The 19075-nt window shown below is 73.8% G+C and carries 5 protein-coding genes; 1 reads left to right on the forward strand and 4 read right to left on the reverse strand.

Features of this window, described 5'->3' with window-relative positions:
• Position 1: 1 nt before the first annotated feature.
• From DN051_RS02535 to DN051_RS02550, 4 genes are read right to left on the reverse strand one after another with little or no spacing between them, the layout of a single operon-like run.
• On the reverse strand, positions 2-757 hold the full coding sequence (locus tag DN051_RS02535) for an ABC transporter permease (RefSeq protein ID WP_053758946.1): 756 nt from the start codon (positions 755-757) through the stop codon (positions 2-4).
• Positions 754-1713, reverse strand: coding sequence for an ATP-binding cassette domain-containing protein (locus DN051_RS02540; RefSeq protein ID WP_112437830.1), 960 nt, complete (start codon positions 1711-1713; stop codon positions 754-756). Before DN051_RS02540 ends, DN051_RS02535 begins: the two co-directional genes overlap by 4 nt.
• Complete coding sequence (locus tag DN051_RS02545) at positions 1710-1934, reverse strand: MbtH family protein (protein ID WP_053758948.1); 225 nt, start codon at positions 1932-1934, stop codon at positions 1710-1712. Before DN051_RS02545 ends, DN051_RS02540 begins: the two co-directional genes overlap by 4 nt.
• Before the next feature lie 14 nt (positions 1935-1948).
• Positions 1949-16633, reverse strand: coding sequence for a non-ribosomal peptide synthetase (locus DN051_RS02550; RefSeq protein WP_162624807.1), 14685 nt, complete (start codon positions 16631-16633; stop codon positions 1949-1951).
• A 295-nt stretch (positions 16634-16928) separates the two neighbouring features.
• Here DN051_RS02550 and DN051_RS02555 point away from each other — a divergent pair, with 295 nt between their 5' ends.
• Positions 16929-19013, forward strand: coding sequence for a B12-binding domain-containing radical SAM protein (locus tag DN051_RS02555; protein WP_112437832.1), 2085 nt, complete (start codon positions 16929-16931; stop codon positions 19011-19013).
• The last annotated feature ends 62 nt before the right edge of the window (positions 19014-19075 follow it).

Consider the following 19075-nt stretch of genomic DNA (forward strand, 5'->3'; position numbering starts at 1 on the left):
ATCAGTGAATGCTGCGGGTGAAACGACGTACGGCCCAGGCGGCCGACAGACTCCCCACGACGACCACGATCACCAGGGCCCGGATCACCGAGGGGTCGCTGTAGGTGCCTGCGAACACCGCCCGGGAGGCGACCACCGCGTGCTGCACCGGGTTGAACTCGGAGACCAGACGCAGCCAGTCGGGGGCGTAGGCGACCGGGATGAGGATGCCGGACGTCAGCATCAGGGGCAGGTTGATGATGTTGGCCAGGGCCGCGAGGGACATCTCGGAGCGCACGACGGTCGCCAGCGCGTAGGACAGCGAGGTCGCCGCCAGGGCCACGAACGCCATCAGCACGAACGTCAGCAGCAGCGGTCCGGCCCGCAGCGGGAAGCCGAACGGCACGGCGAGGGCCACCAGGACCGAGGCCTGGACGAGCAGCATGAAGATGTCCCGCGCGCACCGGCCCAGCAGCAGCGCCGTCCGGCTGACCGGCGTGACCCGCATCCGCTCCAGCAGTCCCGCGTGGATCTCGCTGACCAGGCCCACGCCGGCGAAGATCGTGCCGAACACGGCGATCTCCACCAGGAGTCCGGGCAGGAACACCGAATAGGACTCGTCGCGCGACATGCCCAGCGAACGCTCCCACAGCGGCCCGAACAGCACCACGAAGTACACGGGCGGAGCCAGCGCGACCAGCACCATGAGCGGTTCGCGCAGGCTCAGCCGCAGGGACCGGGTGAAGACGATCCAGATCTCCCGCGCCAAGGTGATCACGCCGGGCCTTCCTCGTCGGCCAGTGAGCGCCCGGTGTGCGCCATGAAGACGTCGTCGAGGCTGGGCTGGTGCAGTTCGATGGCGACCGGTCTGGTGCCGGCCTCGTGCAGCGCGCCGAGCAGCCCGGGAATCGCCGTGGTGCCGTCGGGTACATGCAGCCGGAGCCGCTGCCGCCCGGCGTCGACCGGCTGCAGTCCCGGTTCCTTCGCCAGCACCGCGGCGGCGGTTGCCGCGTCGGTCCCGTCGGCGAACCGCAGGGTCACCACGTCGCCGCCGACGGCCCGCTTCAGTTCGGCGGGCGAGCCGACCGCGACGACGGTCCCGTGGTCCATGACGGCCACCCGGTCGCACAGTGCGTCGGCCTCGTCCAGGTAGTGCGTGGTGATGAAGATCGTGGTGCCAGCGGCGCGCTGCCGGCGCACCTCCTGCCACACGTCGCTGCGGCTCGCCGGATCGAGTCCCGTGGTCGGCTCGTCGAGGAACAGCAGCACCGGTTCGTGCACGATGCCCAGGGCGATGTCCACCCGCCGCCGCTGGCCGCCGGAGTAGGTGCCGCACTGCCGGTCCGCGAAGTCCGCCATGCCGAGCGCGTCGACGACCTCGGCGGCGCGGCGTGTGGCGGCCGCTTTCGACATGCCGTGCAGTCGCCCTTGCATGACCAGTTCCTCGCAGGCGGTGACGAGCCGCCAGGTGGCCGGGCCCTGGGCCACGTAGCCGATCCGCCGGCGCACCTTGCGCGGGTGCCGGCGCAGGTCGGCGCCGGCCACCGTGGCCTCGCCGCCGTCCGGTGGCAGCAGCGTGGTCAGCATCCGCATCAGGGTCGACTTGCCGGCGCCGTTCGGGCCCAGGAAGCCGAATATCTCCCCTTCGGCGACGTCCAGGTCGAGATCGCGCACCGCCGGAACGCTGACCTTGCGGCCGCGGTAGGTCTTGCGCAGTCCACGGGCCTCGATCACGACGTCGGCCCGGCATCCTCCATCGACCGCACCAGGCTCAGGGGCCGCATGTCCGTCCAGTGCGTCTCGACGTAGTCCAGGCAGGCCTGGCGGCTGTCCTCCGGGTGCGCCACCGTCCAGCCCGCGGGCACCTCGGCGAACGAGGGCCACAGCGAGTGCTGGCCCTCGTCGTTGACCAGGACCAGGAAGCGGCCCTCGGCGTCGTCGAACGGATTGGTCATGGTGTTCTGCTCCTTCAGGGCTGTGTGCTCAGCCGGCTGTCGAGTTCGGCGCCGATCAGGCGCAGGTGCTCGGGCCGGGTCATGTCGTCGTGGGCGCAGGCGATCCGGTGCACGCGGAGGTCGCCGCTGGTGTGCCCGGCCCATGCCTCGGGCCGGGCCGCTCCGGGTTCTCCGGTCGCGTGGAACAGGTCGATGTCCCCGTCGAAGCTCCCGGGGCGGTGCGCCCCGGCGAGCCGGGCGTTGTTGGCCACCACATCGGCCAGTTCGGAGGGCAGGTCGGCGACCGTGTCCGGACCCAGCAGGCGGTGCAGCGCGGCTACCGGGTCGACGGGGGCGTCCAGTTCTCCGTCGGCCACCGGATAGGCGTCGAGCAGGGCCAGCAGTCCGACCGGCGCCCCCTGGTGCCGCAGCCGCACGGCCAGCTCGTGCGCCACCAGCCCGCCGTACGACCAGCCGAGCAGGTGGTACGGGCCGGTGGGCTGTACGGAGCGGATCTGCTCCAGGTGGTCGGCGGCCACCTCCGTGAGCGAGCCGGGCAGTGGGCGGCCGGGAGCCGGGAGCCGGGACTGCAGGCCGTAGATCGGCCGCTCGGGGTCCAAGTGCCGCAGCAGGCCGGTGTAGCACCAGGCGAGGCCGGCGATCGGCGCCACGCAGAACAGCGGCGCCAGGCTTCCCTTGGTGCGGATCGGCAGCAGCACACCCAGCCCGCGTTCGCCGCCGCCGTCCAGCCGCGCGGCGAGACCGCTCACCGTCGGGTGCTCGAACAGCAGGCCGAGGCCCAGTTCGACGTCCAGCTCGGCCCGGATCCGGCCGGCCAGCGTCGCGGCCAGCAGGGAATGGCCGCCGAGGTCGAAGAAGTTGTCGTCGGCGCCGACCCGCGGTACGCCGAGCACCTCGGCGAAGAGCTGGCACAGCAGTTCCTCGCGGTGGCTGCGGGCGGCGAGGCCCGCGCGAGCGGCCGGCGGAGGGGGCAGCGCCCGGCGGTCGAGCTTGCCGTTCGGCGTCCGCGGCAGGGCCGCGAGCGCGACGATCGCGTTCGGCAGCATGTACGGCGGCAGGGTGCGGCCCGCGTGCGCGCGCAGCGCCGCCGGGTCGACGTCCCGGTCCGCGTGCGGTACGACGTAGGCCACCAGCCGCCGGTCGCCGGGCCGGTCCTCGCGCGCGACAACCGCCGCCCGGGCCACCTCCGGATGGGAGACCAGGGCCGCTTCGACCTCGCCCGGCTCGATCCGGAACCCGCGGAGCTTGATCTGCTGGTCGGCACGGCCGCGGTACTCCAGCTGCCCAGCGGACGTCCAGCGGGCCAGGTCGCCGGTGCGGTACATGCGCTCGCCGGGCGGTCCCCACGGGCAGGCCGTGAACCGTTCCGCGGTCAGCGCGGGCCGGCGGAGATAGCCGTTGGCGAGGCCGGCGCCGGCGAGGTACAGCTCCCCGGTCACCCCGGGCGGGACCGGCTGCAGCCGGTCGTCGAGCACGTAGGCACGGGTGTTGGCCAACGGGGTGCCGATCGGCTGCCCGCCCACCGGGCCGGAGAGGCGGGCGGCGGTGGACCACACGGTGGTCTCGGTCGGACCGTACAGGTTGGTGAGCTCCCCGCCGGAGCCGGACAGCCGACCGGCCAGTCCGGCGGGCAGCGCCTCGGCGCCGGTGAACTTCCGCAGCCCGGGCAGCAGTTCCGGAACGGATTCGGCCAGGGACTGCCACAGCGAAGGGGTGGCGTGCACGACGGTGACCGAGGTCTGCGCGCACCGCCGGGCCAGCTCCATCGGGTCGCGGACCGTCCCCGGACCGGCCAGCACCACGGCGGCGCCGCTCAGCAGCGGACCGTAGAGCTCCGGCACCGACATGTCGAAGGCCGCGGTGGTCACCGACAGCATCCGGTCGTCAGGCGTCAGCCGCAGGACGCCGCGCAGTGCGGCCAGCAGGTTGGCGAGGGCTCCCCGGCCGATGACGACGCCTTTGGGCGGTCCGGTGGTCGCCGAGGTGTAGATGACGTACGCGGGGTCGGACGCGGATGTCGGCCGGGCAGGGCGGTGCGCGTCGCCGGGGGCGGTGTCCGGGCAGCCGGCCGCGGCCAGGTCGCCGTCGTCCGGTACCGACTCCAGCACCAGTTCGGGTGCGGCGTCGTCGAGGACGTGACGCAGGCGGTCGGCCGGGTGGTCGGGGTCCAGCGGCAGGTACGCCGCTCCGGCCTTGAGCACCGCGAGCACGGCGACCAGGAACTCCTCGGTCCGCGGGAGCGGCAGGGCGACCAGCGCGCCCGGGCCGGCGCCCCGGCCGATCAGATGGTGCGCGAGCCGGTTGGCCCGCCGGTCGAGACCAGAGTAGCTGAGCGTGCGGGTCGTACCGATGACGGCGTCGGCCTCCGGGGTGCTCAGGACCTGCCGCTCGAACGCGGTCACGACGTCCGGGGCCGCCGGAGCCGCGGTGGCGTTCCACTCGTGGAGCAGGCGCCCGCGCTCGGCGCGGGTCAGCAGCCGCGGGTGGCTGATGGGCTGGTCGATGTCGGCGGCCATGGCGCGCAGCAGCATCCCGAACCACTGGTGGAACGCCTGCGCGGTACCGCGGTCGTACAGGTCGCCGCGGTAGCCGAGGTGGCAGTCCAGGCCCTGCGGTGCGCCGTCGGTTCCGCGCCGCTCGGTGACCTCGAAGAACAGGTCGAACTGGGCGGTGGCCGGTTCGACCGGCAGTTCTTCGAAGCCGCCGTCCGCCGCGGTGGCCGTCTGCAGCGACAGCACCACCTGGAACAGTGGATGCCGGGCCGGTGTCCGGGCCGGGTTGAGCGCCTCGACCAGGGACTCGAACGGCAGGTCCGCGTGCGCGTATGCGGCCAGGTCCGTCTCCCGCACCAGCTCCAGCAGCCGGCGGAACGTCGGATCGCCGCCGGTGTCGGCCCTCAGCACCAGGAAATTGACGAAGCAGCCGACGAGCCGGTCCAGGGACGCGAAGCCGCGGCCGGACAGCGGTGTGCCGATCGGGATGTCGGTGCCCGCGCCCAGCCGGGTCAGCAGGGCGCTCAGCGCCGTCTGGAGCACCATGAACAGCGTGGTCCCGGTGCGCCTGGCGACACCCAGCAGGCGCGCGTGCAGGTCGGCGTCGATTCCGAGGGTGACGGTTCCGCCGTGGTCGCCGGTGGCGGCGGTACGCGGCCGGTCCGTCGGGAGCGGGGTGCAGTCGGGCAGGTCGGCGAGTGTGCGGCGCCAGTGCTCCAGTTGGCGGGAGTGCCGGCTGTCGGGCCGGTCCGGCGCGCCGAGCAGGCCGCGTTGCCACAGGGTGACGTCGGCGTACTGGACCGGCAGCGGCTGCCACGCGGGGGCGCGGCCCGCCAGCCGGGACGCGTACGCGGTGTGCAGGTCGTCGGCGAGGACACCCAGCGACCAGCCGTCACCCGCGATGTGGTGCAGGACGAGCAGCACCACGGATTCGCCGGGGGCGGCGGTGAACAGGTGGGCGCGCAGCGGGGTTTCGGTGGCGAGGTCGAAGCCGCGGCCGAGCGCGGCGGCCAGCGCCGCGGGCAGGTCCTCGGGGGCGCACGGGCGGGTGCTCAGCGGTGCCCGGCCGTCGGCGAGCACATGCTGGTAGGGGACGCCGTCGGGCCCGGTGGGGAACACCGTGCGCAGGCTTTCGTGCCGGGCCACGACGTCGTCGAGGGCCTGTCGCAACGCCGTGGCGTCCGCGTCGCCGGGCAGCCTCAGCGCCAGCGGCATGCTGTTGTTGACGGCGCCGCCGGCGAGCTCGTTGAGGAACCAGAACCGCCGCTGCCCGTGCGAGAGCGGCAGCCGGGCCGGGCGGGCGGCCGGCTCCGGCCGCGGGCGCACCGGGCCGTCCTCGCGGTCGGCCAGCTCCGCCGCCAGGGCGGCCGGGGTGGGGTGCTCGAACAGCGTCCGGATGTCCACGTCCGTCCCGAGGGCCTCCCGCACGCGGCCGGTCAGCCGGGTGGCGAGCAGGGAGTGGCCGCCCAGGTCGAAGAAGTCGTCGTCGGCGCCGACCAGGGGCGCGCCCAGTACGTCCGCGAACAGGTCGCACAGCACCTGTTCGGCCGGGGTACGGGCCGCCCGGGTGCCGGCCGCGGCGGGCGGCGGCGCGGGCAGCGCCTTGCGGTCGAGTTTGCCGTTGGGGGTGACGGGCAGCTCGTTCAGCGCCACCACGGCCGCCGGCACGAGGGCGCGCGGCAGCACGCGGGCCAGGCTTCGCCGCGCTGCGGCCCCGTCCAGCCGGGCGCCGGGCGCCGGTACGGCGTAGGCCACCAGGCGGGCGTCACCAGGCCGGTCCTCGCGGACGACCACGGCCGCCCGCGCCACCGCGGGGAGCGCGGTGACGGCAGCCTCGATCTCGGTGAGCTCGACGCGCACCCCGCGGATCTTCACCTGCTGGTCGGCGCGTCCCAGGAACTCCAGTTGGCCGTCCGCCCGCCGGCGGACCAGGTCGCCCGTGCGGTACATCCGCTCGCCGGGCTCCCCGAACGGGCAGGCCACGAACCGCTCCGCCGTGCGATCGGGCCGGCCCAGATAACCGCGGGCCAGCCCGGCGCCGGTGACGTACAGCTCACCGGCGGCGCCGTCGGCGACCGGCTGCAGGGTGGCGTCGAGCACGTACGCCCCGACGCGCGGCACCGGGCGGCCGATGGGGGCGACGGCGGCGCCCGCCGCGGGGCCGCAGTCGGCGAGGGTGACCGTGTCGGCCGCCTCGGTCGGCCCGTACGTGTTGATCATCCGGCGCCCGGCGGACCAGCGTTCCGCCAGCTCTCCGGGGCACGCCTCGCCCCCGACCACGAGTGTGCCGACGCCGGCCAGCGCGTCGTCGGGCAGCGTGCCGAGGACGGCGGGCGTCAGCTGGACGTGGCTGACCTTGCTCTGCTCGATCCAGCGCGCGAGGGGTTCACCGGCGAGCACGGTTCCGGGCGGGGGCAGGATCAGGGTCGCTCCGGAGAGCAGGGCAGTGCACAGCTCGGACATGGCCGCGTCGAAGCTCCAGGACGCGAGCTGCGACACCCGGCAGTCGGCGTCCACGCCGAACCGGTCGATCTGTACGGCGGCCATGTTGGCCACCCCGGCGTGGGTGACGGCGACCGCCTTGGGCGTGCCGGTCGAGCCCGAGGTGAACAGCACGTAGGCCGGGTTCTCCGGCCGCAGCGGAGCGAGGCGCTCGGTGTCGGTGAGGTCGGTTTCGGTGAGGTGCGTGTCAGTGAGGTCGGTGTCCGCCGGGGCTGCGGTACCGGGTTCGGCGAGTACCTCGTCGAGCAGCAGCGGCACGACCCCCGCGGGGAGTGCCCCGGCCGTCGCGGTGGTGGCCACGGCCAGACACGGCCGCGCGTCGGCGAACATGAGCGCCACCCGCTGTGCCGGATAGTCCAGGTCGACGGGGAGGAACGCGGCGCCGGTCTTCGCCACCGCCAGGACCGCGACGACCGCGTCCACGGAACGCGGCATCGCCACGGCCACCACCTGCTCGGGCCCGGCCCCGCGGGCGACCAGGAGGCGGGCCAAGCGGTTGGCCCGGGCGTTGAGTTCGGCATAGCTGTGGTGCCGGTCGCCGTCTGCGACGGCGGTGCGCTCGGCGCAGGCGGCGGCCCGGGCTTCGAACAGGTCCGGCAGGAGGCCGTCGGCCGGCAACGGGGGCGTGCCTGCCCACGGCCGGGCCGCGCCCTTGGCGAGCCGGCGGGACCGCTCGGCACCGGCCGGTGCCCGCAACCGCCCGACGAGGGCGTCCGGTTCGGACACGACGGTGCGCAGCAGCTCCAGCACCTGGTCGAGGACCGCCTCCGCCGCGGACTGCCCGAAGGTGTCCGGCCTGTGGCGCAGCACGATCCGCAGCCGCTCGTGCGGCACCACGGTCAGGTCCAGTGTGTAGTGCGTGGCGTCGTAGCCGCCCGCCCCGGTGATCTGGAGGGTGTCCGTCGGCGCGGCGTCGTCCTCCGTGTCGACCGGGAAGTTCTCCACGACGACGGCGGTGTCGAACAGCGCGTCGTGCCCGGTCGTGCGCTGGATCTCGCTGAGCGGCACGTGGTGGTGGGCCAGCAGCTCCGCCTGGCCGGCGGCGATCTCCTGGAACAGCCGGGCGACGGTGTCGCCCGGGCGCAGCCGGATCCGCACAGGCACCGTGTTGATGAACAGCCCGAGCATCTCGGCGGATCCGTCGAGTTCGCCCGGCCGGCCCGACACGGTGGCCCCGAACACCACGTCGTCACGGCCGGTCAGCCGGGCCAGCACCGTCGCCCATACGCCGAGCACGACGGTGTGCAGGGTCAGCCCGTGCTCGCGGAGCGTCGCGGTGAGGGCGGCGGTGGCGGCCGCGTCCAGCTCGGCGCTCAGCTCGCGCGGGCGGACCGGCAGGTGCCGCGTGCCGCGGTCGCCGGCCACCAGGGTGGGGCCGTCCAGCTCCGCCAGCGCCCGGACCCAGGCCGCGACGGAGGCCTTCGTGTCCTGGCCGTCGAGCCAGGCGAGGAAGTCGCGGTACGGGCGTACCGGCGGCAGTGCGCCCGTGTCGCCCCCGTCGGCGGTCAGCCTGAGGAGTTCCCGCACGAACAGCGGTGTGGACCAGCCGTCGATCAGCGTGTGATGGTGCGTCACCAGCAGCCGGTGCCGGTCCGGTGCGAGCCGGACGAGGGCCATCCGCATCAGGGGTGCCCGGGTGAGGTCGAACCGGTGGTCGCGGTCGGCGGCCTCCAGCCGCTCCAGCGCCTTCCCGCGCTCCGTCTCGTCCAGGGCGCTCAGATCGGTCTCGTGCCATGCGAAGTCGTCGTGGTCCGTGATCACCTGCACCGGGCGGCGCAGTCCCTGCCAGCGGAACGAGGCCCGCAGGTTCGGGTGCCGGCGCAGCATCAGCCGGCCGGCCCGCCGGACGGCGGCGGCGTCCACCGGGCCGACCAGGTCGACGTAGAGCTGCATCGTGTACAGGTCGGGGCCGTCGTCGTAGCCGCTGTGGAAGAGCAGGCCCTCCTGCAGCGGTGTGAGCGGCAGGATGTCCCGGACGTCCGGCTGCGCACGCGTCACCAGGTCGACCTCGTCCTGGTCGAGCCGGGCGAGCGGGAAGTCCGACGGGGTGCGGCCGCCGCCGTGTGCGCGCACGTGCGCGACGAGGGCGTGCAGCGCCCGCTGCCAGCCGTCGGCGAGTTCGGCGGCGGTCGCGTCGTCGAGCGCGCCGGGGGCCCACGACCAGGTCGCCGCCAGGGCGGGTCCGGAAGGGCCGCCGACCACCATGGCGTTGAGTTCCATCACGTGCGGCATGGCCATGTCCGGGTCGAGCCCGCCGGCCATCTCCGCCGACTCCACCGTCGGACTCCACGCACCGGTACCGGACGGCCCGTCGAACCGGCCCAGGTAGTTGAAGAGGATCTCGGCAGCGGCACGCTCCGCGAGGGCGGTGGCCGTGTCGTGGTCGAGGTAGCGCAGCATGCCGTAGCCGAGACCGCCGTCGGGCGCCGAGCGCAGTTGCTCCTTGACCCGTTTCACGGCGCGGCCGGTCGCGGGACCGCCGTCGAACAGCTCGGCCGGATCCTGCTCACCGAGCCGCAGCCGCACCGGGTACATGCTGGTGAACCAGCCGACGGTGCGGGTGAGATCGACGCCTTCGGCGATCTCCTCGCGGCCGTGGCCCTCGACATCGACCAGCAGGGTGCCGTCGTCGTGTTCCCCGCGGCCTCGGCGGTGCTCGGCGACGGCCATGCCCAGCGCGGTCAGCAGCAGGTCCTGGACGGTGCCGCCGAAAGCGGCCGGGACCGTCGTCAGCAGTTCGGCCGTCAGCTCCGCCGGGACGACGCAGGTGCTGAACCGGGCGCGGCCGTAGGTGTCCAGGGCCGGATCCAGTGGCCGCCGTGCGAGCGCCGGGGCCCCGGTCGGTGCGGTGACCTGGAGCCAGTACGGAAGTTCTGACCGGCGCCGCGGTCCGCCGGCCTGCTCGCGCAGGAGCCGCGCCCACCGGCGCAGCGAGGTGCCCACCGCGGGCAGCCGCACCGGTTCCCCGGCCGCCGCCGAGCCGACGGCCGCCACCAGGTCGGGCACCAGCACCCGCCAGGAGTAGCCGTCGACGGCCAGATGATGGACGGACAGCAGCAGATGGCCTGGCTCCCGCGGGCCTGCGTCGAACCACACCGCCCGCAGCACCACACCCGCGGCGAGGTCGAAGCCGCCCCCGTCGATGGTGCGTTCGGTGTCGATGGCGGTACGCAGAGCCTCCCGGTCCAGCTCTCGCACGTCGACGCGCCGCCAGCAGTCGGCCGCGGACACCGCGCCGCGCGGGGCGATCTCCAGTGTCCACTGCGGCCGCAGCAGCCGGAGCCGCAGTGCGTCGTGCCGGTCGAGCAGCGCGCCGATCGCCGTCAGCAACTGCTCCTCGGTGGTGCCGGCGGGGGTGCCGAGCACGGTCGACTGGGTGAAGCCGTCCAGGGGTGCCGCGCGTTCACGCAGCCAGGCGGCGATGGGCCATGCCTCCAGCGGGCCGACCGGCACGTCCGTGTCGTCCTCGGACCGCAGAGCGGAGGCGACCGCCGCCAGTGCTGCCGCGGTCCGGTGCTCGAAGATCTGCCGGGCGGTCAGCCGCAGACCGGCCGCCCGTGCCCGGGCCACCAGCTGGATCGAGGTGATGCTGTCGCCGCCGATCCCGAAGAAGTCGTCGTCGGGGCCGACGGAGTCCAGGCGCAGGGTGTCGGCGACGGCGGCGCAGAGCACCCGTTCGCGTTCGGTGCCCGGCTCCCGGCGCGCAGTACGGCGCGGCGCCCCCGGGTCCGGCAGGGCGTTCCGGTCGACCTTGCCGTGGCGGTTGAGCGGCAGCGCGGCCAGCGGGACCACGGCCGAGGGCACCAGGTTGCGGGGCAGCACCCCGGCGAGCCAGTCGATCATTTCGGTGGGCGACGGCAGCTCTCGACCCGCGACCGGCGCGGCGTACGCCACCAGCCGCGGCGGTTCGCCCACCGCGAGCACGGCGGCCTGGCCGACTCCGGGGCAGTCGGCCAGCGCGGCCTCGACCTCGGCGGGTTCGATCCGGACGCCGTTGACCTGCACCTGCCGGTCGACCCGGCCGAGGAACTCCAGCTCACCTTCGGCGGTCCAGCGCGCCAGGTCGCCGGTGCGGTACATGCGGGCGCCCGGCGGCCCGAACGGACAGGCCACGAAGCGCTCCGCGGTGTCCGCCGGTCTGCCGAGGTAGCCCCGTGTCACGCCGGGGCCGGCGGCATACAACTCGCCGGGGGTACCGGGCGGGACAGGCCGCAGCGCGGCGTCGAGCACGTGGACCGACGTGTTCGCCACCGGGGTGCCGATCGGCACCCTCGTGGCGGAGCCGTCCGGCCGGCAGTCGGCCAGCGTCACCGTGTCGCTCGCCTCGGTGGGCCCGTACGCGTTGATCATCAGCCGGCCGGGCGACCAGCGGGCCACGAGCTCCGGCGGGCAGGACTCGCCGCCCACGACCAGGGTGCGCACCCCGGTCAGGGAGCCTTCAGGCAACGTGGCCAGGACGGCGGGTGTGAGCTGTACGTGCGTCACCCGGGCCGTGTCGATCCACTGCGCCAGTGCCTCGCCGACCAGGGGTTCTCCGGCGGGCGGCAGGACGAGGGCGGCACCGGCCGCCATGGCCGTGAGCCATTCGGACATCGCGGCGTCGAAGGTCCAGGGGGCGAGCTGCGCCATCCGGCTGTCGGTGTCGAGTCCGAAGCGGCCGAGCTGGGCACGGACCATCGTGTGCGTGCCGCGCCGGGTGACGGCCACCGGCTTGGGGGTGCCGGTGGACCCCGAGGTGTGGAGCACGTAGGCGAGGTGGTCGGGGTGCGGCGGGGCCGGGGGCGTCGTGTCGCCCCGGTGGTCGGGGGTGTCCAGGTTCAGGACCGGCAGGCCGGGCGGCAGTGCCTGGCCGTGGCCCTCCGCCGTCACGGCGAGCGCCGCCTTCGCGCCGGACACCAGCCGGGCCTGCCGGAGCGGCGGGAGGCCGGGGTCGGTCCACAGGAACGCGGCGCCCGCCTTGGCCACCGCCAGCGCGGCCACGATCAGCCCGGCGGACCGGGGCAGCGCCAACGCGACGACCGTGTCCGGTCCGGCGCCGCGTGCGACGAGGAGGCGGGCGAGGCGGTCGGCCCGCCGGTCGAGTTCGGCGTAGCCGAGCACCGTGTCGCCGTCGGTGACCGCGGTGCGGTCGCCCGCGGCCGCGGCCCATCGGGCGACCAGTTCGGCGGGTCCTTCGACGGGGCCGCCGGGCAGGACCGGACCGGCCGCCCGGGCCAGCAGCGCCGTACGTTCGGCCGCGTCGGCCAGCGCCAGTCGGCCGACCGGCGCGTCCGGGGTGCCGGTCATGCCGGCGACGACGCTGCGGAGCCGGGCGGCGATCGATCCGGCCTCGGCGGCGGAACAGAGGTCGGGCCGGTACTCCAGGCGCAGCAGCAGCCGCGTGCCGGGCACCACGGTGAGGCTGAGCGCGTAGTGGGTGGCGTCGTCGACGGTCGCCCCGGTCAGCCGCAGGGCCTCCGCGTGGCCGGCCGACGCCGCGGCGCCCGCGTTCAGGAGCTGTCCGGCGTCGGGGTAGTTCTCGACCGTCGTCATCGTGTCGAACAGGTCGCCGCCGGCGTCGCGCTGGATGTCGGCGAGGGCCGTGTGCTGGTGGGCCAGCAGCTCTGACTGCTCGTCCTGGACGCGCCTGAGCAGATCGGTCAGGGCTTCTTGCGGTCGCACCCGGACCCGTACCGGCACGGTGTTGGTGAACAGGCCGATCATGCGGTCGACACCGGGGATCTCGGGCGGACGCCCCGCCACCGAGCCGCCGAAGACGACGTCGTCACGGCCGGTGAGCTGGCCGAGCACCACCGCCCAGGCGGTCTGCGCCAGGGTGTTGAGGGTGACGCCGGTGGCGCGCAGCGCGGCCGAGAGCGCGGTGGTCTCCTCCGCGGAGAGCGGCACGTCCACTCTTTCCGGCGTGACGGGGCGCCGGGTCGCGGCCTCGCCCGGTGCCACGGCGCACGGGCGCGCTCCGTCCAGGGCCCGCCGCCAGGCCGCTCGGGACCGCTCCGGGTCCTGCGCGGCGAGCCAGGCGAGGTAGTCGCGGAAGGCAGGCGGCGGTGGAAGCTCCGGACCCCCCGCGTAGCCGGTGAGCAGTTCGTCGAGGAGCATCGGCATGGACCAGCCGTCCATCAGGATGTGATGGCTGGTGAGGACGAGGCGGTGCTGGTCGTCGGCCAGCCGCAGCAGGCACATCCGGATCAGCGGAGGTGCGGACAGGTCGAACCGGCGTGCCTTGTCCGCGGCCAGGAAGGAACGTATCTGCTCATCCTGCCGACCGGCGTCGAAGGAGCGCAGGTCCAGCTCCTGCCAGGGCATGGGGCCCGGCGCGGGAATCACCTGCACCGGTTCGGCGCCGTCGCCCCGGAACCCCGCGCGCAGGTTGGGGTACCGGCGCAGCAGTGCGGACCCGGCGGCGCGCAGCCGACCGGCGTCCGGCCGGCCGGAGAGGTCGAGGACCAGCTGAACGGTGTAGACGTCGGGCGCCTGCTCGTCGTACTGGGCGTGGAACAGGAGTCCCTGCTGCAGCGGTGAGAGCGGCAGTACGTCGTGGTGGCCGGGATGTCGGGCGGCCAGCCGGTCACGGTCGGCGGCGTCCAGGCGGACGAGCGGGGCCGGTTCGCCACCGGCCGGGGCGCCGTCGGCCACCGCGCCGGCGACCTGGGCCAGGGCCGCGGGCGTGCGGTGCCGGAACACCTCACGTGCGGTGATCCGCAGTCCGGCGGCGCGCGCCCCGGCCACCAGGGTGATCGCCGAGATGCTGTCGCCGCCCAACTGGAAGAAGTCGTCGTCGGCACCGGCCTCGTCCAGATGCAGGGCGTGCGCGACGGCCGCGCAGAGCACCCTCTCCCGTTCCGTCGCGGGCCGGCGGCCCGCCCCTGGCCGGACCGGGGGCGGGGTGGGCAGCGCGGCACGGTCGAGTTTGCCGTTGGGGAGCAGCGGCAGCGCCTCCAGCACGGTGATCTGCGCCGGCACCATGTGCCGGGGCAGCACCGCGGCCAACTCCGCGCGCAACGCCTCCGGGTCGGGCTCGGCCTCCGGTTCGGCCACGACATGGGCGATCAGCCGCGGCGGGTCGTCGGCCGCCACCACGGCCACGGCCTGCCGGACACCGGCGCATTCGGTCAGCGCCGTCTCGATCTCGCCCGGTTCGATCCGGTAGCCGCGGACCTTGACCTGCCGGTCGGTCCGGCCCAGGAACTCGAGGTCCCCGTCGTGGTTGCGGCGCACCAGGTCACCGGTCCGGTACATGCGCGTGCCCGGCGCGCCGAAGGGGTCCGCCACGAACCGCTCGGCGGTCAGTCCGAACCGCCCGGTGTAACCGCGAGCGACATGAGGGCCGGCGACGTACAGCTCTCCCGGGACCCCGGGCGGCACCGGACGCAGCCGGTCGTCCAGCACGTAGCAGGCGGTGTTCGGCAGCGGTCGTCCGATCGGCGCGACCGCGGTCGGCGGCTGCTGCCGGCCCGGCCATGTGGTGGCGACGACGGTGGTCTCGGTCGGGCCGTACCCGTTGACGAACGACACGTCGGCGCCCAGCCGCGCGACCAGTTCGGCCGGGCAGGCCTCACCGCCGACGAAGATCACCCGGAGGGCGGGCGGCGCACCGGCCGGCAGGGTGGCCGCGACCGGTGTCGGTGCGAGGAGGTGCGTCACCGCGTACCGGCGCAGCCAGTCCGCCAGCTCCGCACCGAGGAGGGCCGGTTCGCGCGGGGTGACGACCAGCGCGGCACCGGCCAGCAGCGTCGACACCAGTTCCAGTACCGAGATGTCGAAGGACCAGACCGACCGGTTGGCCACGCGGTCGTCCGGCCCGATGCCGAGCAGGTCGATGTGCGCGTGGGCGAGGTTGCTCAGCCCGGCGTGCGGGACCGCCACGCCCTTCGGCCGGCCGGTCGATCCGGAGGTGTACAGCACATACGCGAGGCCGGCCGCCCGCAGCGGGGCCGTCCGGTCGGCGTCGGTGAGGTCCGTGTCGTCGGTCTCGGCCAGCTCGGCCAGCACGGCCGGGTCGTCCAGTGCCAGCACCGGCGCCTCGGACAGGTCCTGGTCCGCCGTCGCGGCGAGGGTCAGGACGAGCGCGGGCGCGGAGTCCGTCAGCATGAACTCCCGGCGGAGCCCGGGGAGGTCGGGATCGACCGGTACGTAGGCGGCGCCGGCCTTGAACACCGCGAGCACCGCGACGATCATCTGCGCGGACCTCGGCAGGACCAGGGCGATCCGCCGCTCGGGGCCCGCACCGCGCCGGACGAGCAGCCGGGCGAGCCGGTTGGCGCGGCTGTTCAGCTCGGCGTAGCTCAGGCAGACGTCCGCGTCGATCAGCGCCGGGGCCCCGGGCCTCGCGGCCGCCCGGGCCTGGAACAGATCCGGAAGCAGCCCGGCGGGCAGCTCCCGGTCCGGACCGAGGTCCTGCGCCGAACCCGTTCGCTCCTCCTCGGGACCGGCCAGCGGCAGGTCCGCGAGCCGGGTCTCCGGTGCCGCAGCGGCCAGAAGTCTGACGTAGCGCTCCGCGAGGGCCTGGGCCGTGCGGCGGTCGAACAGGTCGGTGCGGAAGCTCAGCCGCCCTTCCCGCGAGCCCAGCTCCAGAACGAGCTCGTCCTTGGCGGTGCCGGTGTCGACCAGCTCGTTCCCGGAGTCGGGCAGGTAGTTGAACGCGATCTGGTAGAGCGGGGAGACGCTGGGGTCGCGTTCGGGCGACAGCTCCTCGACCAGCTTCTGGAACGGCAGCTCCGAGTGCTCCAGCGCGTCGGCCACCGCATCGCGGGTACGGGCGATCAGCTCGCCGAAGGTCGGGTTCCCGGACGCGTCGGTCCGCAGCACGACCGTGTTGACGAACATGCCGATCAGTGGCGCCACCTCGGGCAGGACGCGTCCGGACACGGGAACGCCCACCACCACGTCCGCGCTGCCCGAGGTACGTGACAGCAGGGCCGTGAACGCCGCGAGCAGCACCGTGAACGGTGTGGTGCCGGCGCGCCGCGCGAGCGCGGCCACCGCGTGACCGACATCCTCCGGCACGGCGAACCGGACGGTGTCACCGGTGTTGCTGCGGACCGGGGGGCGCCGCCGGTCCAGCGGCAGGGCGTGCACGGGCGGCAGCCCGGCAAGCCGCTGTCGCCAGTAGGCCAGGTCCGGCTCGAACTCGCCGTTGTCGTACCTGGAGCGCTGCCAGGTGGAATAGTCGGCGTACTGCACGGGCAGCGACGGGAGTTCAACGGCGCGGCCCTCCGCGGCCGCCCGGCACAGCTCGATGACCTCATGGTCCAGCAGGGCCACCGAGGCGGCGTCGAACGCGCTGTGGTGGACCGACACCAGCAGCAGCCGGTCCGCTTCGGAGAGGCGCACCAGCCGGGCGCGGAACAGCGGTGCCCGCGCCAGGTCGAAGGGCGCCGAGGCCAGCTCGGCGAGGAGTTCCTCGGCCCGGCCGACGGCCGCCGCCCGCTCCAGGGACCGCAGGTCCACCTCGTCCACGGTCAGTTCCACGCGCTCGTGGACGGTCTGCACGAGCGAGCCGTCCGGTGCCTGCGCCAAGGACGTCCGCAGGGCCTCGTGGCGCTGCACGAGGGCGTGCAGGGCCGCGGCCACGTCTCCGGCGTCGAGCGTGATTCCGGACAGCGGCACGACGGTGGGGATGTTGAACGCCGGGGAGTCCGGATCCAGCCGGCTCGCGAACCACACCCGCTCCTGGTCGAAGGAGGCCGGAGTACTCCAACCCGTCATGGCCGCCAACCCCCGGTCCCCGCTCGCCCTCCCGCCGCAGGCCGAATCCCCTCGGCCGTACGCCGGCCTGTCCATTCCCGACCCCGCGTGCGGAGGCACATGGTTCCACCTCCGGAAGCGCTCCCACAAGATCTTGACGACCATGGAAAGCGGCGCGCGGGCCGCGGGGTTGACTGAATCTCGCTTCAGTAACGAGCAAGATCAAGGCAGTTGGCCCGGCGCAGCGCGTGGGCTACGCTCCGACCCCGGGGTATGTGCCTCCGTCTCAGCCCTTCTAGCCGACGCGGAGCACCTCGTGAACATCACGATCGTCTTTCCCCCCGCCGCCGATCCTTCGCTGCCGTACGGCGCTCTGCCGCTGCTCGGCGCGGTCCTGAAGCGGGCCGGCTACGAGGATGTGTCGCTGCGCGACGTGAACCTCGAGGCGTTCGACGACCTCTGGAGACCGGACGCACTGGCCGAGGCGCTGCACCGCGAGGACGTCCCCGGCCGGACCAGCGCCACGGCGGCCGAAGTGATCGCCGACATCGACGCGGCGCGCGCCATCCTGCGCGACCCGGTCGACTTCTACGACCCGATGAAGCTCCTGTTCGCCAAGCGCCTGTTCCACCTCGCCGGCGACCTGCTCTCGGCATCGCACCCGACGGTCCGGTTCGGCAAGTACTCGTATTCGCCGAGCTCATACGACTCCTACGAGGAGATCGAAGCAGCCGTCCGAACCGACGCGGGCCCGCTCGCGCGGTACTTCGAGACGACCACCGTTCCCTCGCTGCTTGCCGCGGCCCCGAAGGTGATCGGCATCTCCGTCCCGTACTTCTCCCAGCTGATCCCCGCGTTCATCCTGGCCGACCGCATCCGCGCGGCGGATCCGGACATCCACCTCACCTTCGGCGGCCCGGTGATCACCTGGGGCAAGGAGGTGCTGATGGCGGACGGACGGTTCGGGCGCTGGCTGGACTCCTTCTTCGTCGGCGAGGCTGACGAGACGTTTCTGCACTTCGTCGACGCGCTGCACGGCAAGCGCGACCTCGGCGCCGTCGCCAACATGGTCCGGTACGTGGACGGCGGGGTCGTCAGCCAGCTCGACGACCACTACCAGCTCGATCTGGACTGGTCGCCCACACCGGACTTCACGATGATGCCGATGGACCGCTACTTCGCGCCCAAGCGCATCATCTGCCTGATGCCCACACGCGGCTGTTACTTCAACAAATGCGCCTTCTGCAACTACGCGTTCATCAAGATGACGCCGTACCGGATGCGTTCGCCGCAGCTCCTCGCCGAGGACGTCGCCACCATCCGGCAGGCCACCGGCGAGGACGTGTTCTCGTTCGAGTCCGACGTCATGCTGCCCCTGCACCTGAAGCAGATATCCGAAGCCCTGATCTCCCGCGGCACCGACATCAAATGGCATGGTGTGGCCCGCTTCGAGAAGGGCATGACGGACGAACTCTTCGCCACCATGCGCCAGGCAGGCTGCGTGCGCCTGTACATGGGGATGGAGAGCGCCAACGAACGCGTACTGAAGGCGATGGTCAAGGGGACCGACCGGCAGCGTATGTCGGACATCCTGCGTATGTGCAGCTCGGCGGGCATCTCCGTGGAGGCCGGGGTGTTCAGCGGCTTCCCGTCCGAGACGGCGGAGGAGGCGGACGACACCTACCGTTTCGTCCGCGACCACCGCCACGTCATCGCCCGGGCGGACGTGGGCACGTTCAGGCTGCTCAAGGGGGCTCCCATCGCCGACACCCCCGAGAAGTACGGGATCGTCGTCCTCGGCGACCCCAAGAAGCGCTGGTACCACCTGGACTTCCGGCACACGGCACCGGAGAAGGTGTCGGTCGGCGCGGCGGCCATGGAACGGATCCAGCGCCTCTACCCGGAGGTCGCCCTGATCGACGTGCCGGAGGACATCCTCTACAACGCCGATGTGGCCCCGGACGCGTTCCGCCGGTTCTTCGCCGCCGCAGGCGAACCCGCGACCCCGTCGGCGGCGGTGCCCGACGAGGCGACGGTCGCCCTGTCCACCGACTGCGAGCTGCAGCGGGTCCATGTGGCCAACTCCGGGGCCGTGCACTTCGACGACCCCGCCACGCAGGACGCGCGCCCCGTCTTCGAGGTGTCGCGTATGACGCTGACCATCGCCGTCGACAGGGCGGCCTCGGCCCTGTACCCCCTCAGCCGTGCGGAGGAGTTCGTCCTGCGCCGTCTCGGGGAGGGCCCGATGACCGCCGCCGGTCTGCGCGCCGAGATCCAGGAGTACGCGGAGTCGGCCCCGGACGGCGATGACAAGGTCGACGTGAGCCTCCTGGACCACTTGGTGGCCCTGGGGGTCGTGGTCGTACGCGTCGCGGGCGTCGTCGCTGTGGCTGCCCCTTGACACCGAGGAACGACAAGACCGCTGCCTCCCACGCAGGCGAAGCAGCGGTCTGTCCGGCCTCG

This window comes from Streptomyces cadmiisoli (assembly GCF_003261055.1).
In the GTDB taxonomy this organism is placed as follows: Bacteria; Actinomycetota; Actinomycetes; order Streptomycetales; family Streptomycetaceae; genus Streptomyces; species Streptomyces cadmiisoli.

Coding starts and splice junctions, on each gene's coding strand:
- DN051_RS02545 (WP_053758948.1), bottom strand. CDS start 1,934: ATGACCAATCCGTTCGACGACGCCGAGGGCCGCTTCCTGGTCCTGGTC.
- DN051_RS02550 (WP_162624807.1), bottom strand. CDS start 16,633: ATGACGGGTTGGAGTACTCCGGCCTCCTTCGACCAGGAGCGGGTGTGG.